General features: G+C 66.1%; 22 protein-coding genes. 18 read left to right on the top strand and 4 right to left on the bottom strand.

Annotation, left to right across the window (positions count from 1 at the left end; genetic code table 11):
- Positions 1 to 22 precede the first annotated feature (22 nt).
- Positions 23 to 2,086, bottom strand: a complete 2,064-nt coding sequence (locus ACYQR9_RS11460; RefSeq protein WP_311275369.1) for a protein meaA — start codon at positions 2,084 to 2,086, stop codon at positions 23 to 25.
- A 394-nt stretch (positions 2,087 to 2,480) separates the two neighbouring features.
- Between ACYQR9_RS11460 and ccrA the strand changes: the two genes are divergently transcribed.
- The gene (gene ccrA / locus ACYQR9_RS11455; protein WP_027172596.1) at positions 2,481 to 3,761 is read left to right on the top strand and encodes a crotonyl-CoA carboxylase/reductase; all 1,281 of its coding nucleotides are present in this window, start codon (positions 2,481 to 2,483) and stop codon (positions 3,759 to 3,761) included.
- 15 nt (positions 3,762 to 3,776) lie between these two features.
- Here ccrA and ACYQR9_RS11450 read toward each other — a convergent pair whose 3' ends face one another.
- The gene (locus ACYQR9_RS11450) at positions 3,777 to 3,950 is read right to left on the bottom strand and encodes a hypothetical protein (protein WP_200919143.1); all 174 of its coding nucleotides are present in this window, start codon (positions 3,948 to 3,950) and stop codon (positions 3,777 to 3,779) included.
- Between the two features lie 192 nt (positions 3,951 to 4,142).
- Here ACYQR9_RS11450 and leuD point away from each other — a divergent pair, with 192 nt between their 5' ends.
- From leuD to ACYQR9_RS11435, 3 genes are all read left to right on the top strand, one after another.
- Positions 4,143 to 4,745: a 3-isopropylmalate dehydratase small subunit gene (gene leuD / locus ACYQR9_RS11445; protein ID WP_419951519.1), complete on the top strand. Its 603-nt coding sequence runs from the start codon at positions 4,143 to 4,145 to the stop codon at positions 4,743 to 4,745.
- 80 nt (positions 4,746 to 4,825) lie between these two features.
- Entirely contained in the window at positions 4,826 to 6,016 is a 1,191-nt protein-coding gene (locus ACYQR9_RS11440; RefSeq protein WP_461229630.1) for a lytic murein transglycosylase, read from the top strand.
- Between the two features lie 489 nt (positions 6,017 to 6,505).
- Complete coding sequence (locus ACYQR9_RS11435) at positions 6,506 to 6,760, top strand: hypothetical protein (protein WP_461229629.1); 255 nt, start codon at positions 6,506 to 6,508, stop codon at positions 6,758 to 6,760.
- 147 nt (positions 6,761 to 6,907) lie between these two features.
- Here ACYQR9_RS11435 and rplS read toward each other — a convergent pair whose 3' ends face one another.
- Positions 6,908 to 7,363 carry a 50S ribosomal protein L19 gene (rplS, locus tag ACYQR9_RS11430; protein WP_018042354.1) on the bottom strand — a complete coding sequence of 152 codons (456 nt, stop codon included), beginning with the start codon at positions 7,361 to 7,363 and terminating at the stop codon, positions 6,908 to 6,910.
- A gap of 277 nt (positions 7,364 to 7,640) precedes the next feature.
- On the opposite strand from rplS, the gene ACYQR9_RS11425 reads away from it, so the two are divergent.
- The 10 genes from ACYQR9_RS11425 (at position 7,641) to ACYQR9_RS11380 (ending at position 17,768) form a co-directional block, all read left to right on the top strand.
- Complete coding sequence (locus tag ACYQR9_RS11425; protein ID WP_056429959.1) at positions 7,641 to 8,207, top strand: NifU family protein; 567 nt, start codon at positions 7,641 to 7,643, stop codon at positions 8,205 to 8,207.
- A 124-nt stretch (positions 8,208 to 8,331) separates the two neighbouring features.
- Positions 8,332 to 9,012: a tRNA (adenosine(37)-N6)-threonylcarbamoyltransferase complex dimerization subunit type 1 TsaB gene (gene tsaB, locus ACYQR9_RS11420; RefSeq protein ID WP_207410780.1), complete on the top strand. Its 681-nt coding sequence runs from the start codon at positions 8,332 to 8,334 to the stop codon at positions 9,010 to 9,012.
- Positions 9,009 to 9,530 (top strand): GNAT family N-acetyltransferase, encoded by a 522-nt coding sequence (locus ACYQR9_RS11415; RefSeq protein WP_056429952.1) that lies wholly within the window; start codon positions 9,009 to 9,011, stop codon positions 9,528 to 9,530. Before tsaB ends, ACYQR9_RS11415 begins: the two co-directional genes overlap by 4 nt.
- Positions 9,531 to 9,557: 27 nt before the next feature.
- Positions 9,558 to 10,490, top strand: a complete 933-nt coding sequence (locus tag ACYQR9_RS11410) for a lysophospholipid acyltransferase family protein (protein ID WP_461229628.1) — start codon at positions 9,558 to 9,560, stop codon at positions 10,488 to 10,490.
- Positions 10,491 to 10,554: 64 nt separating this feature from the next.
- Positions 10,555 to 11,895, top strand: coding sequence for a tRNA (N6-isopentenyl adenosine(37)-C2)-methylthiotransferase MiaB (gene miaB, locus ACYQR9_RS11405; protein WP_461229627.1), 1,341 nt, complete (start codon positions 10,555 to 10,557; stop codon positions 11,893 to 11,895).
- A 112-nt stretch (positions 11,896 to 12,007) separates the two neighbouring features.
- Positions 12,008 to 13,117, top strand: coding sequence for a PhoH family protein (locus ACYQR9_RS11400; RefSeq protein WP_461229626.1), 1,110 nt, complete (start codon positions 12,008 to 12,010; stop codon positions 13,115 to 13,117).
- Entirely contained in the window at positions 13,117 to 13,614 is a 498-nt protein-coding gene (gene ybeY / locus ACYQR9_RS11395) for an rRNA maturation RNase YbeY (RefSeq protein WP_461229625.1), read from the top strand. The genes ACYQR9_RS11400 and ybeY overlap by 1 nt, the downstream gene beginning before the upstream one ends.
- 36 nt (positions 13,615 to 13,650) lie before the next feature.
- Positions 13,651 to 14,775: a hemolysin family protein gene (locus tag ACYQR9_RS11390; protein ID WP_461224810.1), complete on the top strand. Its 1,125-nt coding sequence runs from the start codon at positions 13,651 to 13,653 to the stop codon at positions 14,773 to 14,775.
- 117 nt (positions 14,776 to 14,892) lie between these two features.
- Positions 14,893 to 16,584 carry an apolipoprotein N-acyltransferase gene (gene lnt / locus ACYQR9_RS11385; RefSeq protein ID WP_461229624.1) on the top strand — a complete coding sequence of 564 codons (1,692 nt, stop codon included), beginning with the start codon at positions 14,893 to 14,895 and terminating at the stop codon, positions 16,582 to 16,584.
- Complete coding sequence (locus tag ACYQR9_RS11380; protein ID WP_461229622.1) at positions 16,581 to 17,768, top strand: MFS transporter; 1,188 nt, start codon at positions 16,581 to 16,583, stop codon at positions 17,766 to 17,768. Before lnt ends, ACYQR9_RS11380 begins: the two co-directional genes overlap by 4 nt.
- A 68-nt stretch (positions 17,769 to 17,836) precedes the next feature.
- On the opposite strand, the gene ACYQR9_RS11375 is transcribed toward ACYQR9_RS11380, so the two are convergent.
- Positions 17,837 to 19,426, bottom strand: coding sequence for a catalase (locus ACYQR9_RS11375; protein ID WP_056429937.1), 1,590 nt, complete (start codon positions 19,424 to 19,426; stop codon positions 17,837 to 17,839).
- A 148-nt stretch (positions 19,427 to 19,574) separates the two neighbouring features.
- On the opposite strand from ACYQR9_RS11375, the gene ACYQR9_RS11370 reads away from it, so the two are divergent.
- The 4 genes from ACYQR9_RS11370 to ilvA all read left to right on the top strand — a co-directional run bounded on the left by ACYQR9_RS11370 (position 19,575) and on the right by ilvA (position 23,674).
- Positions 19,575 to 20,534 (top strand): LysR substrate-binding domain-containing protein, encoded by a 960-nt coding sequence (locus ACYQR9_RS11370; RefSeq protein ID WP_056429935.1) that lies wholly within the window; start codon positions 19,575 to 19,577, stop codon positions 20,532 to 20,534.
- A 30-nt stretch (positions 20,535 to 20,564) separates the two neighbouring features.
- On the top strand, positions 20,565 to 21,614 hold the full coding sequence (locus ACYQR9_RS11365) for an AbrB family transcriptional regulator (protein WP_461229621.1): 1,050 nt from the start codon (positions 20,565 to 20,567) through the stop codon (positions 21,612 to 21,614).
- Between the two features lie 4 nt (positions 21,615 to 21,618).
- A complete protein-coding gene (locus tag ACYQR9_RS11360) occupies positions 21,619 to 21,966 on the top strand; it encodes a diacylglycerol kinase (protein ID WP_419951528.1) in 348 nt (115 codons plus the stop codon).
- Between the two features lie 145 nt (positions 21,967 to 22,111).
- Complete coding sequence (ilvA, locus tag ACYQR9_RS11355) at positions 22,112 to 23,674, top strand: threonine ammonia-lyase, biosynthetic (RefSeq protein WP_461229620.1); 1,563 nt, start codon at positions 22,112 to 22,114, stop codon at positions 23,672 to 23,674.
- The last annotated feature ends 90 nt before the right edge of the window (positions 23,675 to 23,764 follow it).

Below are 23,764 nucleotides of genomic sequence, written 5' to 3'. Positions count from 1 at the left end.
GGGAGGAAGGTACGTGGTAGCGTCAGAACACCTTTTCGCCGCCCTCCCTGACGGAGGATCCGCCGATTCCGGCTGCGGCATCCGCCTTCTCGGCGGCGCGCTTGTCGAGGGCGCGGCCCACCACCTTGGCGATGCCGATCATGATCGTGTCGAGGATGTAGTCCTTCGGCGTGTAGACCGCCGTGACGCCCATGTTCTTGAGGACGAGTTCGTCGTCCGGCGAGATGATCCCGCCGACGACGAGGGGGACGTGGTCGAGGCCCGCCTCCCGCATCTTCGCCTTTACGTCGCGCACCAGGGGTACGTGACTGCCGGACAGGATCGACAGTCCGACCACGTGGGCGCCGGTCTCCTTGGCTTTCGCCACGATCTCGGCCGGGGTCTGGCGGATGCCGTCATAGGTCACGTCGAATCCGACGTCGCGGGCGCGGAGCGCGATCTGCTCGGCGCCATTCGAATGGCCGTCGAGACCGGGCTTGCCGACGACGAGCTTGGGCGTCTCGCCCAGGCGCTCCCCGAGATCGGCGATGAGGAGCTTGGCGTCCTCGGCCGCACCCGAGGAGATCGTCTCGAGGCTGACGCCGGTGGGGGCTCGGTATTCACCGAAGACCTGGCGCAGGCGCGTGCCCCATTCGCCGGTGGTGACGCCGGCCTTCGCCGCCGCGATCGAGACCGGCATGATGTTGGCGCCCGAACGCGCCGCGGCCTCGAGCTCGTCGAGGGCCTTCTCGACGGCCTTGCCGTCGCGCTTGGCCCGCCAGTCGCGGATGCGCTGCTCTGCTTCCATCTCCACCGTCTCGGAGACCGTAAAGATGGCGCCCTCCCCGGCCGTGAGAGGCGAAGGCTCGCCGGCCTGAAACTTGTTGACGCCGACGACAACCTGATCGCCCGCCTCGATGGCCGAGATGCGCTTGGCGTTGGATTCCACGAGGGCGCGCTTCAGTGCCCCGGTCTCGACCGCCGCCACCGCGCCCCCGATGCCGCCGATCTCCTCGAGGGCCTTGCGGGTCTCCGCCTTCAGAGCTTCGACCTTGGCGTCGATGACCTTCGAACCGTCGAAGATGTCCTCGTACTCGAGGAGGTCGGTCTCGAAGGCGAGGATCTGCTGCATCCGCATGGACCATTGCTGGTCCCAGGGGCGCGGCAGGCCCAGAGCCTCGTTCCAGGCGGGGAGCTGCACCGCACGGGCGCGGGCGCGCTTCGACAGGGTGACGGCGAGCATCTCGATCAGGATGCGGTGGACGTTATTCTCAGGTTGCTGTTCCGTCAGTCCGAGGCTGTTGACCTGAACGCCATAGCGGAAGATGCGCTTCTTCGGATCGGTGATGCCGTAGCGCTCCTGGGCGATCTCGTCCCAAAGCTCCGAGAACGCCCGCATCTTGCAGATCTCGGTGACGAACCGCATGCCGGCATTCACGAAGAAGGAAATGCGGCTGAACACGTCGGCGAAGCTCGCCTCGTCGAAATCCGGGTCGTCGCGCACCGTGTCGAGCACCGCGATGGCGATGGCCAGCGCGTAGGAGAGCTCCTGCACCGGCGTCGCTCCGGCCTCCTGCAGGTGGTAGGAACACACGTTCATCGGGTTCCACTTCGGCACTTCCTTGGTCGTGAACAGGATCACGTCCTTGGTCAGGCGAAGGGATGGGGCCGGCGGGAACACGTAGGTGCCGCGCGACAGGTATTCCTTGATGATGTCGTTCTGCGTCGTGCCCTGGAGGCCGCTGAGCGGAGCGCCCTGCTCCTCGGCGACCGCGAGGTAGAGCGACAACAGCCACGGTGCCGTGGCGTTGATCGTCATCGAGGTGTTCATCTGCTGCAGCGGAATCTGATCGAACAGCGTCCGCATGTCGCCGAGATGAGCGATCGAGACGCCGACCTTGCCGACCTCGCCGCGTGCCAATTCGTGGTCGGGATCGTAGCCGGTCTGCGTCGGCAGATCAAAGGCCACCGACAGTCCGGTCTGCCCCTTGGCCAGATTGCCCCGATAGAGTTCGTTCGATTCCTTGGCGTTGGAATGGCCGGCATACGTCCGGATGATCCATGGCTTGTCGCGCTTGACCTCGGCGACGGTCGCACTCGCGCTCATTCCACTGACTCCACTCGATTCCAAGGCTGCGCGATCTCACGCTTATTGTGCGGCACCCTAACCAAGCCTCGGCCATACGTCATCTGGCCGATGGTCCAACTTGGCGGTCGACAGCCCAGAATGCTTCGAAAAATTCTAGACGACTGGATCAAGCGAATTGAAGAGCGCTTTGTCCGGCAACTGAGGTGAACTTCCTGTAAATCCTTGACCTCGATGCGGAATATCGAAAACGAGCCGTTCTGCATCAAAGACTTTATTATGAATACATCAATAGGCGGCGGGTCAGCGCACGCACTCGAGGACGCAGCACCCGATCCTGGCCTTTTAGGGGGCCTTGGAGCAGTCCAGGTTCGTGGATATAGGGTCGCACAGAAAGAATAATGGGAGAGCCAAGATGTCGGCGAGTGCTGCCTTGAATACGACCGAGGGCAAGGACCTCTACGAGCTGGGTGAAATTCCGCCCCTCGGCCATGTTCCGGCGAAGATGTATGCCTGGGCGATCCGGCGCGAGCGCCATGGCCCGCCGGAGGAGTCGATGCAGGTCGAGGTGGTGCCGACCTGGGAGATCGGCGACGACGAAGTCCTCGTCTACGTCATGGCGGCCGGCATCAACTACAATGGTGTCTGGGCCGGACTCGGCGAGCCGATCTCTCCCTTCGACGTGCACAAGGCCGACTACCACATCGCCGGTTCGGATGCCTCGGGCATCGTCTGGGCCGTGGGCGCCAAGGTGAAGCGCTGGAAGGTCGGCGACGAAGTCATCGTGCATTGTAACCGCGACGACGGCGACGACGAGGAGTGTAACGGCGGTGACCCGATGTTCTCGCCTTCACAGCGGATCTGGGGCTACGAGACGCCGGACGGCTCGTTCGCGCAGTTCTGCCGGGTCCAGTCGCGCCAGCTGATGAAGCGGCCGCAGCACCTCACCTGGGAAGAAGGTGCCTGCTACACACTGACCCTCGCCACCGCCTACCGGATGCTGTTCGGCCACGCTCCGCACACGGTGAAGCCGGGCCAGAACGTGCTGATCTGGGGCGCCTCGGGCGGTCTCGGCGTGTTCGGCGTCCAGCTCTGCGCCGCCTCCGGTGCGAACGCCATCGCGGTCATCTCGGACGAGTCGAAGCGCGACTACGTGATGAGCCTTGGCGCCAAGGGCGTCATCAACCGCAAGGACTTCGATTGCTGGGGCCAGCTGCCCAAGGTGAACTCCCCGGAATTCCACGCCTGGACCAAGGAAGCGCGCAAGTTCGGCAAGGCGATCTGGGACATCACCGGCAAGGGCAACGATGTCGACATCGTCTTCGAGCATCCCGGTGAGGCGACCTTCCCGGTCTCCGCGCTCGTCGTGAAGCGTGGCGGCATGGTGGTGTTCTGCGCCGGTACCACCGGCTTCAACATCACCTTCGATGCCCGTTACGTGTGGATGCGCCAGAAGCGTATTCAGGGTTCGCACTTCGCGCATCTGAAGCAGGCTTCGGCCGCCAACCAATTCGTGCTGGACCAGCGCATCGACCCCTGCATGAGCGAGGTGTTCCCGTGGGATAAGATCCCCCAGGCGCACACGAAGATGTGGAAGAACCAGCACCCGCCCGGCAACATGGCCTGTCTCGTCAACGCTCCCCGCGCTGGGCTCCGCACGCTGGAAGACGTGATCGAGGCCGGCCCGAAGCGCTGAGATCGAGGAAGGTGCTCAGCGCTTGCCGCCGCCCTCGGCCGGCAGGTGCTGGGCATAAGCCTCGCGTTCTTCGCGCTCCTTAATGAGATCGGCATAGGCCTGGCGCATTTCCGGTGACACGGAAACGCTCCGGGCCTTTTCCTTTTTGCGCTTGGGCGCCTTCTTGAACTGATTGCTCGTCTCGTTCATCGCGTCGCCCCGGTTGTCCGTCGACGATAAGCATAGCCAAGTTGCGTGACGGCTACGAGATGGCACCGCCTGCTTTCGAGATGCCAAGGCGACTGGTAAGGAAAGGAAACAGGATCATCCGGTGATTGCCCTTCTTCTCCCGAGCGCGGGAGAGGCGCGGGCGACGGGCCGGTTCACGAACGGCGAAGCATCATGGAAAAGTTCACCACCCTCACCGGCGTTGCCGCGCCGATGCGCATCACCAATGTCGATACCGACCGGATCATCCCGAAGCAGTATCTCAAGACGATCAAGCGCACCGGGCTCGGCAAGGGCCTGTTCTCCGAGATGCGCTACAACGACGATGGCTCCGAGAACCCGGATTTCGTCCTCAACCAGCCGGCTTACCGTAATGCCAAAGTGCTGGTGGCCGGCGATAATTTTGGCTGCGGCTCGTCGCGGGAGCACGCGCCGTGGGCGCTGGCCGATTTCGGTATCCGCTGCATCATCTCCACGAGCTTCGCCGATATCTTCTTCAACAACTGCGCCAAGAACGGCATCCTCGCCATCATCGTCTCGCCGGAGGATCTGGAGAAGCTGTTCGACGATGCCGAGCGCGGCTCCAACGCTACCTTGACGATCGATCTCGAGAGCCAGACCATCAAGGGGCCTGATGGCGGCACGCTGCATTTCGACATCGATGCCGGGCGCAAAGAAAGCCTGCTCAACGGGCTCGACGAGATCGGCCTGACCCTCAAGCGCGCGCCGAAGATCGACGCCTACGAGGAGAAGCTCGCCGCGCGCGGATTTGCCTGAGCGCCGACATCATCACGGTTCGTTTACCATGCGCGCGGCTTAAAGGTCGGGAAACGCCGAAAACCGCCGGGAGACCGCCCATGACGTCGCGCGCGAAGCTGACCGCCCTCCTCTGCCTCGCGAGTGCGGCAGCGTCCGTTCCGGCCAAGGCCGACTTCCGCTCATGTCTTGCCTCGCTTCAGGCGGAGGCGGCCTCTCAGGGGATCTCGGCCCAGACCTTCCGCGCGGCGACCGACGGCATCGCCTTCGACGACAAGGTCATCGAGCTCTCCCAGGCGCAGCCCGAATTCAAGACGCCGATCTGGGACTACATGGCCGCCCTCGTCGACGAGGAGCGGGTGGACGACGGCAAAGCGGCGATGAAGCAGCATGGCCAGGCCCTCGCCAATGCGGAGGCGCGCTATGGCGTAGACCGCTACACCATCGCCGCCGTCTGGGGCGTCGAATCGAATTTCGGCAAGAACCTCGGTAAGATGCCGCTGGTTCAGTCCTTTGCCACTCTGATCTGCTCGAACCACCGCCGCGCGGGCTTCTTCAAGGGCGAGCTGATGGCGACCCTGAAGATCATCGAGCGCGGCGACATCGACCCGTCCCGCCTTATGGGGTCATGGGCCGGCGCCTTTGGCCAGACCCAGTTCATGCCCACCACCTACCAGCGCCTCGCCGTCGACGGCGACGGCGACGGGCGCCGTGATCTCGTGGATTCGGTGCCCGACGCGGTGGCCTCCACCGCCAACTTCCTGCGCGTGGCCAAATGGTCGAACAGCCAGCCATGGGGGTACGAGGTTCGGGTGCCGAAGGGCTTCAATGCCGGGGCCGCCGGGCGCAAGAACAAGCACGCCGTGGCGCATTGGGCCTCCATGGGTGTCACCCGGATCGACGGACGCCCGCTCTCCGGCGACGGCCCCGCTGGCATCCTGCTCCCGGCCGGTATCAACGGTCCGGCCTTCCTGGTGACCCGGAATTTCGACGCGCTCTATTCCTACAACGCCGCCGAATCCTACGGTCTGGCCATCGCGGTGCTGTCCGACCGCCTGCGCGGCCGCTCCGGCGTCCAGGCGGAATGGCCCACCGACGATCCGCCCCTGTCGCGCGCCGAGCGCCGCGATCTTCAGACCAGATTGGCGGCCCAGGGCTACGATGTCGGCGAGCCGGACGGTAAAGTCGGCGCAAAGACCCGCGACGCGATCAAGGCCATCGAGCGCAAGCTCGGCATGCCGCAGACCGGGCGGCCGGGCGGAAAGGTGCTCGAGGCCCTGCGCCGGGGATAGTGGTGTGAAGGGGGCGGGACGTCTCCATTCGATCAGCCGACCCGACCTCCAATCCGCCCTTTCCGGGACGCTGATGAAGCTGACCCATCCTCCGAGGCGGCGCCGGTCGCTGCCTCGGGCTATGACGGCCGGGGCTCCGGCCTGAGGGAATGGGTCCGAAGATATCCTCTCATCACTTGGACCCAAGCGGCCTGGTCGCTTTAGTAAGATGATGCGGATATCTATCGATATCTATTTCGGAAGTGAAATCTCTATTTATTTTGCTATGTGCCGCCATCTTGCTGATGGTCTTCTTCATATTGCCTTGGCGAGACCACGTTCGGATCGCGTCAGGAGGTTAATCCGGGCCTCCGAACACAATGTCAGGCCTTTCCTCTTGGCCCGTGTGACGCCGCACCCTGTTCACGGACTGGGCTGATTGGCGCAGGATTAGGCATTGTTGGCCGTCCGTTGACCCTTATGTAGCTGAAACATGCACTAAGGAAAATCATGCTGTATAAAAATGTAGCAATTGCCACCGTGCTCATTCTCGCGACGGCTTCCTCGGCGGCGGTTGCCCAGATTGCGGGGAAGCGCGGCGTTCAACAGCGTCACCAAGATATCGACGCGACCCATGCGATCGACCAGCGCTATGAGCCGTCGCGGATATTGAGCCCTGCGCCGAAGCAGGAAATGAAAATGATTCCCTTCCCCCGCGGTGGTCGGATGGAGATGATCCTTGTGCCGGCCAATCCGTCCTCGTAGATGTTGCAGTCGAGGAGGGGGTGGATCGAGTATGTCTCGGGATGCGAGACTGCTTTGGGGTGGATGCCGGTGCGGCGTCCATCCGCCAACGAAAAAGGCCGGGCAATGCCCGGCCTTTCGCAATTCTAACGAGGCTTGCCGTACAGCTTATTCGGCTGCGGTCTTGGCAGCGGACTTTGCTGCCTTCTCGGCCTTGCGGGCGTCCTTGTTGGCCTTCGAGGCATCGGCCTTGGCGGCCTTCTCGGCGGGGCGGTCGGCGCGCTCGACGATACGGGCGGACTTACCGCGACGGTCGCGCAGGTAGTACAGCTTGGCGCGACGCACCTTACCGCGACGCACGACGGCGATCGAATCGATCATCGGCGAGTAGACCGGGAAGACGCGCTCGACGCCCTCGCCGTAGGAAATCTTGCGGACGGTGAAGCTCTCGTTGAGGCCGCCACCGGAGCGCGCGATGCATACGCCTTCATAGGCCTGCACGCGGGTACGCTCGCCTTCCTTCACCTTCACGTTCACGGTCACCGTGTCGCCGGGCTGGAAGTCGGGAATGGTCTTGCCGAGCGCAGCAATCTGCTCCTGCTCGAGCTGCTGGATGATGTTCATGGTCAAGTTCCTGCCGGTGCGCGCCCGCGATCCCAGGAGGGGAATGCGTGCGTCAGGATTTCGGCATCCTGTTTTGAGTTGCCGCGGGCCATACAGGAAGCATCGGCGCTTGTCGACATCCCCGTCGAAGAACACGAACGGGCCTGTCCACCGCCCGGTGCGTGCAGGTTGAGAAAATCCCGCATACGGTCCACATGGATAGGTAAGCGCGGGGCGTTCCTCGCGCCCTTCCCGGCCGGCCTTGAACCGGCGCAGCGGACGAGGATACGACACAGCCATGTTCATCCAGACCGAAGCTACTCCTAATCCCGCCACCCTGAAGTTTCTGCCGGGGCGCGTGGTACTCCCCGAATCGACCTTCGAGGCTCGGGATGCCGAAGCCGCTGCTCGCTCGCCGCTGGCCCAGCGCCTCTTCGACGTACCCGGCGTCGCCGGCGTCTATTTCGGCCACGACTTCATCTCCGTGACCAAGATCGAGAACGAGCATGGCTGGCCGCAGGTGAAGCCGGCGATCCTCGGCGCGATCATGGAGCATTTCCAGTCGGGCGCCCCGGTCCTGGCAGAGGGCGTCGTTCTCGGCAGCGACGATGCCGAGGAATTCTACGATGCGGCGGATCACGACACCGTCGTCACCATCAAGGACCTGCTCGAGACCCGGGTGCGCCCTGCGGTTGCCAGCGATGGCGGCGACATCACGTTCCGTGGCTTCAAGGAGGGCGTGGTCTATCTCGAAATGAAGGGTGCCTGTTCCGGCTGCCCTTCCTCCACCGCCACGCTCCGGCATGGGGTGCAGAACCTGTTCAAGCACTTCCTTCCCGAAGTGCGCGAGGTCCAGGCGGTCTGATTGCCGTCGCAAGCGCGCAACACCCTGCGTCCTTCGTTGCTTCCGAGGGCCGTCCCGCACTGACGGGGCGGCCTTTTTCATCGTAAACTCGTGCGCCCGACGGGCATCCCGATCTGGAGTGACGTTGCGTATCCTGGCTATCGACACGGCGCTGGACGCCTGCTCCGTCTGCATCGCGACGGATCTCTCCGACGATCTCCTCGCCGAAGAATCCATGACCTTGGCCCGTGGCCATGCCGAAGCGTTGCTCCCCATGCTGGAACGCGTGATGGCGCGTGTCGAAGGCGGGTTCGAGAGTCTCGACCGGGTCGCGGTCACCGTCGGTCCAGGGAGCTATACCGGCCTTCGCGTCGGCTTGTCGGCCGCTCGCGCCGTCGGCCTCGCGACACAGGTCCCGGTGGTCGGCGTCACGACATTGTCCGCGCTCCTGGCGCCCTTGCTCGCCACCAACGGCCAGGGCCTGATTGCCGCGGCGATCGATGCCCGGCACGGCTCGGTGTATTTTCAGGCCATGAACATGGCGGAAGGCATCGTCGTGCCCCCAAGCCTCCTGCGGATCGAGGAAGCGGCCGATCACGTCGGGCGTAGCCCCGTCACCCTGGTTGGATCCGGCGCGCCCGCACTGAGCAGCCTGCTGAGATCCCGTGGCGTCGCGGCATCTATCAGTGATGCCGGCCCGCCGCAGATTGCCTGGATCGCCTCCCTCGGCATGCTGGCCGACCCTGCCCAAGCCATGGCGCGTCCGCTCTACCTGCGTGGACCGGACGCCACTCCCCAGGATCACGCGAGGCTGGCCCGTCGATGATTCGTCCCGTCTCTCCGCTTTGGGCTCTCGATTGGTGGCTGGCCTGGTGGGACGCCTGGGGCGGCGAGCCCTACGTGACGCCTCTACGCGATTCTTCCTCCGCCTCCACCCTTGCCCGCCTGCACGCCACCTCCTTCGCGCGGCCCTGGGATGCCCATGAATTCGAGCGGATGCTGTGCGAGCGCTCCACCGAGGCTCACGCGCTCTGGCGCGCCGGCACGATCCAGGGCTTCATTCTTTCGCGCCGCGTCGCCGACGAAGCCGAGATCCTCACCGTCGTCCTGGCACCTGCCGCACGGGGCGGTGGCCTGAGCCACAAGCTCGTACGTGAGCATCTCGGGCATCTCGCGCTGAACGGCGTGCGCCATGTCCATCTCGAAGTGGACGAGGGCAATGCCGCCGCACTGAAGCTCTACGCCAGGCACGGCTTCCAGCGCGTCGGCGAGCGCACCGGGTATTACACCCGCGCCGATGGCACTCGCGCCACCGCCTTCACCATGACGGCGACCCTGTCGTGATCCGCGCTTCTTGATCGACGTCGGACGATGACGCGTCTCGGCACCGCCCTTCGGCTTCTCGTCTGCGTCCTGGCCTTCGGGGTGCTGGTCGGTCCGCATCTCCTCAGCCTGAGATTCGGGCGCGGACGGATCGCTGCCCATGCGCCGACCTACTTCCACCGGATCTTCCTGGCGCTGTTCTCCGTGAGGGTGACCCAGAGCGGCACGCCCCCTGCCCTGGGGGAGCCGGCCCTCGTCCTATCCAACCACATCTCCTGGCTCGATATCCTCGTCCTCGGATCCTTGCGGCCGCTCTCCTTCGTGGCGAAATCGGAGATTTCCGGGTGGCCCGTCGTGGGAACCCTGGCCCGGCTCCAGCGTACCGTCTTCATCGACCGGGCGCGCCGTGCCGCGACAGCCAGCGTCAACGCCACGGTGGCGAGCCGGTTGACCGATGGCGATCTCATCGTCCTCTTCGCCGAAGGTACGACGGGTGACGGGACACGGCTGCTGCCGTTCCGCTCGTCCCTCGTCGGAGCCGCCCGCGCGGCCATCGATTCCGAGGGCGGCACCCGCGACCGCGTCCGGCTCCAGCCCCTCGCCCTCACCTATCCGCGCCGCAACGGCCTGCCCGTGATCCGGTCCGAGCGGCCGGGCATCGCCTGGTACGGTGACATGGAGCTGGCGCCGCATCTTGCGGTCTTCCTTCGGGAAGGGCCGATCGACGCCCACGTCGTCTGGGGCGATCCCATCGCCTTCGAGGCCGGCACCGACCGCAAGCGCGCCACCGCCATGGCCGAAGCCTCGGTGCGCAGGGCGATGCAGGCATCCGTAACGGGCCGGTGGGAGGGCGTGGCGGTGGCACTGCCCGTCGCGGAGCCCCTCATCGCAACGCTCCCCTCCTCGAATGTCGCCGCCTCAACCCCTTCGGCCGTGTTCGTAATGTCGCAAGGAAGCGACGGGCCGGGTGAAACGTGCTAGCACCGCCGGCAGCAGGGGGCGTCCGAGCGACGCCCGAGGTCTATCCGGTGCTGGAACGGTCGCGTTGAAGAAAGCCTACGTCAAATCCTACGGCTGTCAGATGAATGCCTACGATGCGGGTCGCATGTCCGACCTGCTCGGTAGCCAGGGCTATGCCGCCACGGAAAGCGTCGAGGAGGCGGATGTCGTCATCCTCAATACCTGCCACATTCGCGAGAAGGCCGCCGACAAGGTCTATTCCGAACTCGGCCGACTGCGCGTTCTGAAATCGGCTCGTGCCGAGGCTGGGCTGGACACACGGATCGTGGTCGCGGGCTGCGTCGCACAGGCTGAGGGTAAGGAGATTCTGGCGCGTTCACCCGCCGTCGACGTGGTCGTGGGTCCGCAGAACTACCATCGCCTGCCGGATCTTCTGGCTCGCTCCAACTCGGCGCGCGTCGTCGACACGGAGTTTCCCGTCGAGGACAAGTTCGACCACCTGCCCATTCGGCGGACGGCTGCGGTCTCCTCGTTCCTGACCGTGCAGGAAGGCTGCGACAAGTTCTGCGCCTTCTGCGTCGTCCCCTATACGCGCGGGGCCGAGGTCTCGCGCTCGGTGGAGGCGATCCTGGATGAGGCGCAGAAACTCGTTCGAGGCGGTGCTCGCGAGATCACGCTGATCGGGCAGAACGTCAATGCCTATCATGGGGTCGGCGCCGATGGCGCATCGGTGACGCTTCCCACGGTGATGCGCGCGCTCGAAGCGATACCGGGCCTCCTGCGCCTGCGCTACACCACGAGCCACCCCAACGACATGGCTGACGATCTGATCCGGGCGCATGGGGAAATCGCCGCGCTGATGCCTTACTTGCACCTGCCGGTTCAGTCGGGCTCCACCCGCGTGCTGCAGGCGATGAACCGCAAGCATACGGGCGATGCCTATCGCCGGCTCATCGAGCGCGTGCGCCGGGTGCGCCCGGATATCGCCCTGTCCTCCGACTTCATCGTCGGGTTCCCCGGCGAGACCGACGTGGAGTTCGACGAGACGATGCGCCTCGTGGCCGAGATCGGCTTCGCGTCGGCCTATTCTTTCAAGTACAGCCCGCGCCCCGGTACGCCGGCCGCCGAGCGCGAGGACGCCGTGCCCGAGGCCGTGAAGTCCGAGCGCCTCGCAGCACTCCAGGCCTTGCTCGATGACCAGCGTCACGCCTTCAACGCGTCCGCCGTCGGCCATGTCGTCGAGGTGCTGGTGGAGAAGGCCGGACGTCATCCGGGGCAGGTCGCCGGCAAGACACCGCATCTCCTGCCCGTGCAGTTCGATGCCCCGCCTGCCACCATCGGCACGGTCGTGCCTGTGCGCGTGATCCGCGCCGGCTCGAACAGCCTGTTCGGCGAAGCCGTTACCGACGAGGCGGCGGCCGCTTGACGACGCTGACGCCACGCAACCGCATTTTCATCCTGGGAGATGGGATGGCCGCGTCATGCCGTCCCGACCCCATTCGTGACGCTCAGCGATACTCACAGCAAGGAGCCTCTGCGTGCCGGCATCTGACGGTCTGAGTGGACGGGGAGCGCCCCTCCGTGGGCGTGGACCGGCGGCGCGGGTGGGAGAGATCGTGGAGACGGTAGACGTCTCCCTGACCTTCGATGACAACCGGCTCGCCAGCCTCGTTTTCGGCCAGTACGACCAGAACGTCGCCCATATCGAACGGCGTCTGGCCGTCACCGCCACGGCTCTGGGCAACCACCTCGTTGTGAAGGGACCGCCGGATGCCGCCGAGAAGGCGCGCAAGGTGTTCGAACGGCTCTATGCGCGTGTGAAGGTCAGCGGCACCGCCCTGACCCTCGGCGATGTCGACGGCGCGATCCAGGAGACGACGCTTCAGGGCAACCTCTTCCCCTCCGCGGAGGTGAGCGCCGAGCCGGATCGCCCGCATTTCGACCAGATCGCCACGCGCAAGCGCGGCGCCGTGCGGGCCAGGAACGCGGCCCAGGACACTTATATCAAGCTTCTTCGCAACCATGAGCTCGTCTTCGCCGAAGGCCCCGCCGGCACCGGCAAGACCTGGCTTGCGGTGGGCTACGCGGTGTCCCTGCTGGAACAGGGCCATGTGGAGCGCCTGATCCTGTCACGGCCCGCCGTCGAGGCCGGCGAGCGTCTCGGCTTCCTGCCCGGCGACATGCGCGAGAAAGTCGATCCCTACCTGCGTCCGATCTACGACGCGCTCTACGATTTCATGGAGGCGCGGCACGTTGATCGCAGCCTGCAGACCGGCGTCATCGAGATCGCGCCGCTGGCCTTCATGCGCGGCCGGACCCTGACCAACGCCGTGGTCCTGCTCGACGAGGCGCAGAACACCACCTCGATGCAGATGAAGATGTTTCTCACCCGTCTCGGCGAGAACTCGCGGATGATCATCACCGGAGACCCGAGTCAGGTCGATCTCCCGCCCGGCCAGAAATCCGGGCTCGTCGAGGCCGTGAACATCCTCGATGGTGTCGAGGGGATCGGCCGGGTGACCTTCCGGGACGTCGACGTGGTGCGCCATGACCTCGTTCGCCGCATCGTCACCGCCTACGAGACGGCTGCCCATGGCGAGGGCGATGCGGACCGCTCGCCCATGTCCCGCCGCAGGCCGCTTTCGTGATGCCGAAGTCGGAGATCGAATCCGAGATCGACGTCGCCGTGGAGGACCCGCGTTGGGAAACCGTGGTGCCGGACCTCGAGGCTTTCGTCATCCGGGCGGTAGAGGCAGGACTTGCCATCGTGCCCGATACGCCGGCCCATCCGATCGAGGTGAGCGTGCTGCTGACCACGGATGAGGTGGTCCAGGACCTCAACCGGACCTGGCGTGGCAAAGACAAGCCCACCAATGTCCTGTCTTTTCCCGCTTCGCCGCAACCCGCCCATGCGGGTGTCGCGGTGCCGCTCGGCGATGTCGTTCTTGCGTATGACACGATGCTGCGCGAGAGTGCCGAGCAGGGAAAACCGCTTCAAGACCACCTCGCGCATCTTCTGATCCATGGCACGCTTCATCTTCTCGGCCAGGACCACGAGACCGGCGACGCGGACGCGACCGCCATGGAGGCCTTGGAGACCGAAGCCTTGCACGGCCTTGGTATCGCCGACCCCTATGCCGAGTGAGGGGCGATTCCGCCCGCAATTCCAGATCAGAGAGACATGACGAACGATCGAAGTCGCGGCGCGGCTCAGGCTGCGCCCAGTAGCGGTGACGGTGAGGCTCAGGCGCGCGAGCCCTGGTACGACCGTCTGCTGCACGCCTTCCATCTCCGGCCGCGCGATTCGTTGCGCGACGATATCGAGGATGCGCTGGCCGAACCCGATTCGGGTGAGAACCTGTTCTCCCCCCTCGAACGGGCCATGCTTAAGAACGTCCTCGGGCTGCACAAGGTGCGCGTGGACGACGTGATGATCCCGCGTGCCGACATCGTCGCCGTCTCCATGGAGACGAGTCTCGGCGATCTGTTGAAGCTGTTCCGCACCGCCGGCCATTCGCGCCTGCCGGTTTACGGCGAGACGCTCGACGATCCGCGCGGCATGGTCCACATCCGCGACTTCGTCGATCACATTGCCGCCAAGGCCGAAGCGACCCCCCGTCGTCCGAGCGCCGCCGTCGCCAGCGCCCTCCCCGACACGTCGGGCGATGTCTCCGCCGTCGTGCCCCCGCGCCCGCGCCGGACCACCCGCGCGTTGAAGGCGCTCAACCTCGGCAATGTCGATCTTTCGGCGACCCTGGCCTCGACCCGGATCCAGCGCCCGGTCCTGTTCGTGCCGCCATCCATGCCGGCCATCGATCTGTTGGTACGTATGCAGGCGACGCGCACGCACATGGCCCTCGTCATCGACGAATATGGCGGGACCGACGGGCTCATCTCCATCGAAGATCTCATCGAGATGGTGGTCGGCGATATCGAGGACGAGCACGATGTGGCCGAAGGCCACCTGGTTCAGCGCGTCGAGGGCGATGCCGACATGTTCATCGCCGATGCCCGCGCCGGACTCGCCGAGGTATCCGAGGTGAGCGGCGTCGATCTCGTCGCCGCGGTGGGCGAGATGGCCGAGGAGATCGACACGATCGGCGGCCTCATCGTCACGCTCGCCGGACGCGTTCCCTCGCGCGGCGAACTCATCACCGGGCCGGGCGACCTCGAATTCGAGGTGCTCGATGCCGACCCGCGCCGGGTGAAGCGGTTGCGGTTGCATCGCGGCCCGATGAAGATCGCCCCGCTCATACCCCTGGCCCTTCCGCCGCCGAGCAGCAGTCCGATCGCCGAAGCCTCGTAGCGCCTCGTTCCGGATCGAGCGCCCCGGATCCTGCATCAGGCTTTCGTCTCACATCAGCTTTTCCCGAAACGTGACGGTCACGTCTCGGGCTGATGCCTCAGCCGGGATGACCCGAAGATGAGCTACGCCTTCGACGGTGCCGGGTCGCGCCCAGCGCCCGTGCACGGAAGCGCGACGGGGCCGCTCGCTCACCTCGCGCAATGGATCATGCTGACCTCCGGCTGGCGTCGCCTGCTCGTGTCGATCGCCGCCGGCGCCGTTGGGGCACTGGCGATGCCGCCTTTCGGTGCCCTGCCCGCCCTCGTCGTTTCGCTGAGCATCGCCGTCTGGTTGATCGACGGTGCGGCAACGGGGCGGCGGGGAAACCGCGGTGCGGTCCTCGCCTGCGCGGTCATCGGCTGGGCCTGGGGCTTCGGCTACCTCACCGCCGGTCTGTGGTGGCTCGGCTCCGCGTTCCTGGTAGAGGCGGACGAGTTCTTATGGGCGTTGCCCCTCGGTGTGATCGGCCTGCCCGCGGTGCTCGCGCTGTTCTACGCCGCGGGTTTCGCGCTGGCGCGCGTGCTCTGGTCACAGGGTCCCGCACGTATCGCCGCTCTCGCGGTCGGCATCTCTGTCTGTGAGTGGCTACGCGGCCACCTCTTTACCGGGTTTCCTTGGAACACCCTCGGCATGGCGCTCGGCCAGAACCTTTGGCTGATGCAATCCGCCTCGGTGATCGGGCTCTACGGCCTCACGCTTCTCGCTGTCTTGATCGCAGCCGCGCCCGCCACCCTCGCGACCGGCACAACGGCACGAGGGCGTTACGCGCCGTCCCTGGCTGCCTCCGCCGGACTCGCCGCGATCGCGCTGTTCGGGGTCGTTCGCCTGCCGCCGACCGCCACGGCGACGGTAGAAGGGGTACGTCTGCGGCTGGTCCAGCCGAACCTCAACCAGGACGCCAAGTTCCGCCCGGAAAATCGGGCCGACATCATCGACTGGTACATCGGTCTCAGCGATCGTGCCGCCGCGCCGGACCGTACCGGCATTGCTGACGTCACCCACGTGATCTGGCCCGAATCGGCGTTCCCCTTCCTGATCCAGCGCGATCCGGACTCGCTCGCACGCATCGCCGCCGCTTTCCCCCCGGGGCGGCAGCTCATCACCGGCGCGGCCCGCGCCGAGGAGCTATTGCCGAATGAGCGCCCGCGCTTCTTCAATTCGATCCTGACGATCTCGTCCGGTCCGAAGCTCGGCGACATCTACGACAAGGTCCACCTCGTGCCGTTCGGCGAGTATCTGCCGGGGCCCCTCGACGCAGCATTGAGGGCGATGGGTCTACGCCAGTTCGTGTCGATTCCCGGCGGATTCACGCCCGGCGCCCGGTCCGGCCAGCGTCTGCTCGACATCGCGGGACTTCCCCCCGTTGTCGCGACGATCTGCTACGAGGCGATCTTTCCCGGCGAAATCCTGCCCGGACACGCGCCCGACGGGTCGTCTCCCGTTCCGGGGCTGATCCTTAACGTCACCAACGATGCCTGGTTCGGCGATACGCCTGGGCCGCGCCAGCACTTCGCCCAGGCCCGATTGCGGGCCGTGGAAGAAGGATTGCCCATGGTGCGCGACGCCAATACCGGCATCTCGGCGGTGGTCGACCCGTATGGACGCATTACTGCCAGCCTGCCCGTGGGGGTAGAAGGCATCCTCGATGCGGATCTCCCCGTTCGGTTGCCCGGCCGCACAGTCTACGCCGTCCTGCGTGACCTGCCCTTCGCCGGGATGCTTGCCGGCCTTGGCCTCATCGCCCTCTTGGTAAGGCGCCGCATCGCGTGACCGATCCCACCTTGCGGAACGCCCGCCCGGTCCTCGTCGGGCTCGGGATGATGCTGGTCGCGTTCAACATGCGCCCCGCCCTCACCTCTCTCGGTCCCCTACTGGACGCCATCCGCGCCGAGACTGGCCTGACCGCCGCGGGGGCGGCGTTCCTGACGACCCTGCCGGTCCTCTGCCTCGGCCTCGCCTGTGTACTCGGCCCCGTCATGGTCCGGCGGACGGGGGCGGAGCGTGGTGTGCTGGTCGCGATCCTGGTCATCGCCCTCGGCTCGGCCCTACGCGGGCTCGGAGGGCTCCCTCCCCTTTTCGCCGGGGCCTGTATCGCGGCCGTCGGGATCGGCCTTGCCGGTGTCCTGTTGCCCGGATTGGTGAAGCGAGACTTCTCCGGGCAGGCCGGTTTGATGACCGGACTCTACACGATGGTTCTCTGCCTCGGCGCGGCGACGGGCGCCGGATCGGCGGTGCCCCTGGCCGATGCCTTCGGAGGCTGGACGCGTGCGATGGCGGCCTGGGCCGTACCGGCCGTGGCGGCGGCCATAGCCTGGATCGTCTTCGTCCCCCATCGCGAGAAGGGGCCGCCGCCCGCCCGCCGCCGCCCGCTCTGGCGCGATTCCCTCGCCTGGCAGGTCACCGGGTTCATGGGCCTGCAATCGTCCCTCGCCTACATCACTTTCGGCTGGCTCCCGGTCGTGCTGCAGAGCCGTGGCCTATCGGCGGTGGAGGCCGGATTCGTCACCTCCATCATGAGCATCGGACAGGCGCCGAGTGCCCTCCTCGTGCCGGCTTTCGCCGCGCGGCTGCGGGACCAGCGCGGTATCGCGATCGCCCTTCTCATCCTGTCGGCGGCGAGTTTCCTCGCCCTCGTCGATGGACCGGTCGCACTCGTTCTCCCGTTCGGCATCGGGCTCGGTCTCGGAATCGGCGGTTTGTTCGGACTCGCCCTCACCATCGTGGTGCTGCGCGCCCGCGATGCGGTCGGCGCGGCCGATCTCTCGGCGATGTCCCAGGCGGTGGGCTATTCCATCGCCGCCCTCGGCCCGCTGGGATTCGGCCTGGCGCACGACCTGTTCGGGGGCTGGCGCGTCTCGGCCGGTCTGTTCTGTGCCATCGCCCTGGCGTCCGGAATCTTCGCCCTCGGCGCGGGCCGCGACCGGAAGGTCGGCGCGCCTCCCGCCGCGGAATGACCGCATAAAAAATCCCCGCGATCACGAGGATCGCGGGGAGGTCATGGTTCAGTCCGAACTACCGGAGCTTATTCGGCGGCGACGCGATGCGCCTGGCTGCCATCCGTGTAGGTCTCGGCCTGGAGACGCTTGCCCGGAGCCGCGCGGCCCGGCAGCGGCGGCAGGGCCTTGGCCTTCTCCAGATCGATGCCGGCACCTTCGGCAACGCGACGGCCGTAATCCTCGTCGGCATGCCAGAAGTGCCAGACCATCCGCAGCTGGATGGCTTCCGGGCACTGCTTCATGTCGCCGACGAGATTGGCGATCAGGTCGTCACGCTCCCAATCCTGGAACGAACGGTAGCGGACGCCGGCCTGGGTGTAGTCGTCCTCGGTGCGCGAGGTCTGGTAGCGGCCGAGCTGGCCCTGGACCGGCTGGTGGTAGTCCTTGGCGGGCTTCGGAGCCTCGCGCAGGCCCTCGGCCAGCGTCGAAGGCTCGTAGTTGATGTGCCGGTTCGGACCGGTGCCGTCGACCGAGTAGGTCATCTGGCCGTCACGCTGGTTCGAATAGACCTTCACGCCGGGCTGCGGCGCATTGATCGGCAGCTGCAGGTAATTGGCGCCGACGCGGTAACGCTGCGTGTCCGAATAGGATAGCGTCCGACCCTGGAGCATCTTGTCGTCCGAGAAGTCGATGCCGTCCACGAGTACGCCGGTACCGAAGGCCGACTGCTCGACTTCCGCGAAAAAGTTGTCCGGCACGCGGTCGAGCACCATGCGACCCACGGGCAGAAGCGGGAAGTCCTCGACCGGCCACAGCTTGGTGTCGTCGAGGGGATCGAACGACAGGTGGTCGTTCGGGCCGTCCGGCATGATCTGCACGCAGAATTCCCACTCGGGGAAGTTGCCCTTCGAGATGTTGTCGTAGAGGTCACGTGTGGCGTGGCCGACATCCTTGGCCTGGATTTCGGACGCCTGGGCCGAAGTCAGGTTGCGGACGCCCTGCTTGGGCTCCCAGTGGAACTTGCAGAGCACGGCTTCGCCCTGGTCATTGACGAGCTTGTAGGTGTTGACGCCCGAGCCCTCCATCTCGCGATAGTTGGCGGGAATGCCCCAGGGTGACTTCAAGTGAGTCACCATGTGGATGGCCTCAGGGTGCTGGGACACGAAGTCGAAGAAGCGCCACGCCTCCTGACGGTTCGTCACCGGGTCCGGCTTGAACGCGTGGATCATGTCGGGGAACTTGATCGCATCGCGGATGAAGAAGACCTTGAGGTTGTTGCCCACGAGGTCCCAGTTGCCGTCGACGGTCTTGAACTTCACCGCGAAGCCGCGCGGGTCGCGCTCGGTCTCCGGGCTCTCCTTGGCACCGGCCACGGTGGAGAAGCGCACGAACATCGGCGTCTTCACGCCGGTCTCGTTCAGGACGCGGGCGCGGGTGTACTTGGAGGCCGGCTCGTTGCCGATCTTGCCATAGGCTTCGAAATAGCCATGGGCGCCGGCGCCGCGGGCATGGACGACACGCTCGGGAATACGCTCACGGTCGAAATGAGTGATCTTCTCGATGAACTGGTAGTTCTCGAGGGTCGCCGGTCCCCGCTCGCCGACCGTGCGCGTGCTCTGGTTGTCACGGACCGGATGGCCCTGGCGGGTGGTCAGTATCGGGCGTTGATCGCTCATGCGGAACTCTCTCCTAGAATGTCGGGACGATCCGGATCGGGCGTGCGGTGTCGCGTCGCCATCCTGGAATCGTTCTGAGACACCCTTATGAACCGTGCCTGATCGTTTGGCTAATGCATCGTCGCAAAGGCTGCGATAGACAGAGCCTATGAACGTATCGGGTCTGTCCCTCCGGGATCTGGAATATGCCGTCGCCGTCGCCGAGGAGAATCACTTCGGACGGGCGGCCGAACGCTGCAATGTGAGCCAGCCCACACTCAGCGTGCAGGTCCGTAAGCTCGAAGAGGCCTTGGGCCTCGTTCTCTTCGAACGTGGCAACCGACGGGTGATGCTGACGCCGGCGGGTCAGAGCATCGTCCGCCAGGCCCGCACGGTGCTGGCCGAGGCGCAGCGGCTGCTGGCTTTGGCGAGCGAAGGGCGCGGCGCGCCCCTTACCGGACGCCTGGTCCTGGCCGCCATCCAAACCCTGGGGCCGTATCTGTTTCCGCTCGTGCTGCGAACATTGCGGCAGGAGTTTCCCATCCTGTCCCTGGCGTTGAGTGAGGCGAAGACGGCCGAAATCCTGGAGGGGCTGCGGGACGGCAGGGTCGACGCCGCCTTGATCTCCCTGCCGATCCCCACGTCCGGTCTCACCGTCTCGCCGCTGTTCATCGAGCCGTTCCTGCTCGCTTGTCCCGCCGATCATGCCCTCGCCCAGGGCGGGGCGTTGCGGGCGACGGACATTGCCGGGCCGGACCTCCTTCTCCTCGACGAGGGCAATTGCCTTCGCGATCAGGCCGTCGCGGCGTGCGGGGCCGGCTCCGCGGCGGGTCGCCATGCCACCTCGCTCGAAACCCTGCGCTCGATGGTGGCGGCCGGCGCCGGCTACACCCTGCTCCCCGCGCTCGCCGTGCCGGCCGGGGCCGATGCCAGCGGCCTCACCGTCACGCGTGGCTTCGATCTCGACGGGCCGGGCCGGACCATCGCTCTCGCCTGGCGCTCCAGCGACCCGCGCGCCAGCGGCCTTGCGCATCTGGCGAGCTTCTTCAGGGCGCACGCGCCCGCCGGGACAACGGCGTTTCGCGACGATGCCCCGGCGGGTCGTGACAGCGTCGCCGAACCGGTGTAGCGCCGGCTGCCTTCCCAAGAATGGTCTCCCGTGATCAGCCCGCGCTCCCTCGGCCTCTGGACGGCGCTCGTCGCCGCCTCGGCGGTCATCGCCTACAGCCTCACGCTCGCGCAGTTCCCGGCGGCGCTCCTCCTGGGGCCGATGCTCGTCGCCATCGCTTTCGGGGTCGGCGGTGCGAGCCTGTCGTTGGCGAAACCGGGTTTCCAGGCGGCGCAGGCCATCATCGGCTGCCTTGTCGCCAAATCCGTGACCGCCGACATCGTCGGGACACTTCTCGATGACGGGCTGCTGATCCTCGCCGTGGTGCTGGTCACCGTCATGGCCGGCGCCCTTGTCGGCTGGGCGCTGACCCGCCTGCGAATCCTCCCGGGTAGTACCGCCGCCTGGGGCTCGTCCCCTGGCGGAGCCGCCGCCATGACGGCCATGGCGGAAGAATACGGCGCGGATCCGCGCCTCGTCGCCTTCATGCAATATGTCCGCGTCGCTGCCGTGGTCCTGTCGGCCTCGGTGGTTGCCCGCATCCTCACCGACACATCGATCCCGGCACAGGCCGCATCGCTGGAGGAGGCCGGTATCCTCCCTGTGCTGGTGACGCTCTCAGTCGCCGGGATCGGCGCCGTGCTGGCCCGCTTTCTGCGCCTGCCGGCGAGTGCTCTCGTCGGGCCGATGATCCTGGGCGCCGTGCTCCACACCATGGGCCTCGTCTCGATGGCCCTGCCGGAGCCGCTCCTCGATCTCGCCTATGCTTGCATCGGCTGGTATGTCGGCCTGCGTTTCACCGCGCAGACGTTGCGCGAGACCGTCGCGGCCCTGCCGGGCATCCTCACCGCCACCCTTGCGGTCATCGCCCTTTGCGGCGGCTGGGCCTTCGGCTTGACCTTCCTGCTTCCGGTCGACTTCCTCACGGCGTTTCTCGCGACGAGCCCCGGCGGGCTCGATTCCGTGGCGATCATCGCCGTCGGCTCGAAGGCCGACGTCTCGTTCGTCCTGGCGGTGCAGACCCTGCGCCTGTTCGTCGTCCTGATCACCGGACCGCTTCTGGCCAAGTGGATCGCGCGCGGCGCTCCGGCGGATCGCTGAAAGCATGCGCGCGCTCTACTTCGCTTTTCTCAATTCCTGGCGCGGGCTCGTCTTCGGCGCCCGGACGGAACGGGCCTTGCGCCTGGAGCTCGTCCTGTTGGTGGTCGGCGTTCCGGCGGCGCTTCTGCTCGGCGGAACGCTCTGGATCCGCGTGGCACTCCTGGCCAGCCTGCTCCTCATGCTGGCGGCCGAATTTCTGAATACGGCGATCGAGAAACTCTGCGACCACCTCCACCCGGACCACCATGCGCGGATCGGCGTGGTGAAGGATCTCGCCTCCGCCGGGGCCTTCATGGCGCAGGCCGTGGCGGCCCTGGTGTGGCTGGCAGCCCTGGTCGACAGGTTCTTTTAAAGTCGACCCTCGTTCGCCATCTCCGCTACGGGCGGCGCCTTGTCCCACCGGGCCGGTGGATCGCCCCTCGCTTCTTTGTCGCCTCGGGCGTATCCCGAGGCACACCCGACATCGATTCTGAACCCCCGACGGAGCACGCGTCTCCTTGACCGACTATATCCGCAAGATCCTCACCGCCCGCGTCTACGACGTCGCCATCGAGAGTCCGCTCGATCCGATGCCGCGCATGTCCGCGCGCCTGGGGCGCCCGATTCTGCTCAAGCGCGAGGATCTGCAGCCGGTCTTCTCGTTCAAGCTGCGCGGTGCTTACAACAAGATGTCCGGCCTCTCCTCCGAAGTCCTGGCGCGCGGGGTCGTTTGCGCTTCGGCCGGAAACCACGCGCAGGGCGTCGCCCTGGCGGCAGCGCGTCTCACCGTGCGCGCCGTCATCGTGATGCCGCGCACGACCCCTGCCATCAAGGTCGATGCCTGCCGCGCGCGCGGAGCCGAGGTCGTGCTGTTCGGCGATACGTTCGACGAGGCGCTCGGCCATGCCCGCCAATTGGAAGGCGAGCAGGGTCTCACGTTCCTTCACCCGTTCGACGATCCCGATGTGATCGCCGGACAGGGCACCATCGGCATGGAGATCCTGACCCAGCATTCCGGGCCGATCGAGGCGATCTTCGTGCCGGTCGGCGGCGGCGGTCTCGCCGCCGGCATCGCGACTTTCGTGAAGTACCTGCGGCCGGAGACGAAGGTCATCGGTGTCGAGCCGGACGATGCCGCCTGCATGGCGGCGGCCCTGGCCGCCGATGAGCGTGTCGTGCTGCCGACCGTGGGATTGTTCGCCGACGGTGTCGCCGTGCGCCAGGCCGGCGAGGAAACCTTCCGTCTCTGCCGAGAGCATCTCGACGGGGTCATCACCGTCGATACCGACGCCATGTGCGCGGCAGTCAAGGACATCTTCGACGATACCCGCGCGGTCTCCGAGCCGTCCGGCGCCCTGGCTCTGGCCGGTGCCAAGGTCTATGCGGCGCGCGAGGGCGGCTCGGCGGGGACGCTGGTGGCGATCTCCTCCGGGGCCAACCTCAACTTCGATCGTCTGCGGCACATCGCCGAGCGTGCCGAGATCGGCGAACAGCGCGAAGCGCTCCTCGGCGTGACGATCCCCGAAGAGGCGGGTTCCTATCGCGCCTTCATCCGCCATCTCGGCCCGCGTGCGATCACCGAGTTCAACTACCGCTACGCGCCCTCCGCCGAGGCGCAGATCTTCGTGGGCATCAACTTGCCCGGCGGAATCCCGGAGAAGCGCGACCTCATCGCCGGCCTCAGGGCCGACGGCTACAGCGTGGTCGATCTCAGCGACAACGAGATGGCCAAAGTGCATATCCGCTACATGGTCGGCGGTCGCTCGACCGAACTCACCGACGAGCGCATCTACCGCTTCCAATTCCCGGAGCGTCCGGGTGCCCTCCTGCGGTTCCTGGACGGTTTGGCGGACGGGTTCAACATCACCCTATTCCACTATCGTAACCACGGCGCCGATTACGGCCGGGTGCTCGCTGGAATCAGCGTTCCCCTAAAAGAGCGTCAGCGCTTCGATACCGCCCTGGACGATCTCGGATACCCGTATGTGGATGAAACGGACAATCTCGCCTACCGCCTGTTCCTGGCAACGGGAGAGATTGCCCGGTCGGAGCTCGAAGTTTCCGATCGTACTTCTGGCTAATGAAGACGCTGCAAGTTTCGGTTGTATCACGGTGGCGCGGACACGCTTCAATGAGGGAAAGGCGTGGAGCCCTCGGATGAAACATTTTTT

This window comes from Methylobacterium sp. CM6241 (genome assembly GCF_054817845.1).
Note: the sequence above shows the minus strand (reverse complement) of the source record. Positions and strands in the feature narration are given on the sequence as shown.

What these genes read in the sequence shown, in the direction of transcription:
- ACYQR9_RS11460 (WP_311275369.1), bottom strand. Translation starts at nt 2,086, where the DNA reads ATGAGCGCGAGTGCGACCGTCGCCGAGGTCAAGCGCGACAAGCCATGG.
- ccrA (WP_027172596.1), top strand. Translation starts at nt 2,481, where the DNA reads ATGTCGGCGAGTGCTGCCTTGAATACGACCGAGGGCAAGGACCTCTAC.
- ACYQR9_RS11450 (WP_200919143.1), bottom strand. Translation starts at nt 3,950, where the DNA reads ATGAACGAGACGAGCAATCAGTTCAAGAAGGCGCCCAAGCGCAAAAAG.
- leuD (WP_419951519.1), top strand. Translation starts at nt 4,143, where the DNA reads ATGGAAAAGTTCACCACCCTCACCGGCGTTGCCGCGCCGATGCGCATC.
- ACYQR9_RS11440 (WP_461229630.1), top strand. Translation starts at nt 4,826, where the DNA reads ATGACGTCGCGCGCGAAGCTGACCGCCCTCCTCTGCCTCGCGAGTGCG.
- ACYQR9_RS11435 (WP_461229629.1), top strand. Translation starts at nt 6,506, where the DNA reads ATGCTGTATAAAAATGTAGCAATTGCCACCGTGCTCATTCTCGCGACG.
- rplS (WP_018042354.1), bottom strand. Translation starts at nt 7,363, where the DNA reads ATGAACATCATCCAGCAGCTCGAGCAGGAGCAGATTGCTGCGCTCGGC.
- ACYQR9_RS11425 (WP_056429959.1), top strand. Translation starts at nt 7,641, where the DNA reads ATGTTCATCCAGACCGAAGCTACTCCTAATCCCGCCACCCTGAAGTTT.
- ACYQR9_RS11415 (WP_056429952.1), top strand. Translation starts at nt 9,009, where the DNA reads ATGATTCGTCCCGTCTCTCCGCTTTGGGCTCTCGATTGGTGGCTGGCC.
- ACYQR9_RS11410 (WP_461229628.1), top strand. Translation starts at nt 9,558, where the DNA reads ATGACGCGTCTCGGCACCGCCCTTCGGCTTCTCGTCTGCGTCCTGGCC.
- ybeY (WP_461229625.1), top strand. Translation starts at nt 13,117, where the DNA reads ATGCCGAAGTCGGAGATCGAATCCGAGATCGACGTCGCCGTGGAGGAC.
- ACYQR9_RS11390 (WP_461224810.1), top strand. Translation starts at nt 13,651, where the DNA reads ATGACGAACGATCGAAGTCGCGGCGCGGCTCAGGCTGCGCCCAGTAGC.
- lnt (WP_461229624.1), top strand. Translation starts at nt 14,893, where the DNA reads ATGAGCTACGCCTTCGACGGTGCCGGGTCGCGCCCAGCGCCCGTGCAC.
- ACYQR9_RS11375 (WP_056429937.1), bottom strand. Translation starts at nt 19,426, where the DNA reads ATGAGCGATCAACGCCCGATACTGACCACCCGCCAGGGCCATCCGGTC.
- ACYQR9_RS11370 (WP_056429935.1), top strand. Translation starts at nt 19,575, where the DNA reads ATGAACGTATCGGGTCTGTCCCTCCGGGATCTGGAATATGCCGTCGCC.
- ACYQR9_RS11360 (WP_419951528.1), top strand. Translation starts at nt 21,619, where the DNA reads ATGCGCGCGCTCTACTTCGCTTTTCTCAATTCCTGGCGCGGGCTCGTC.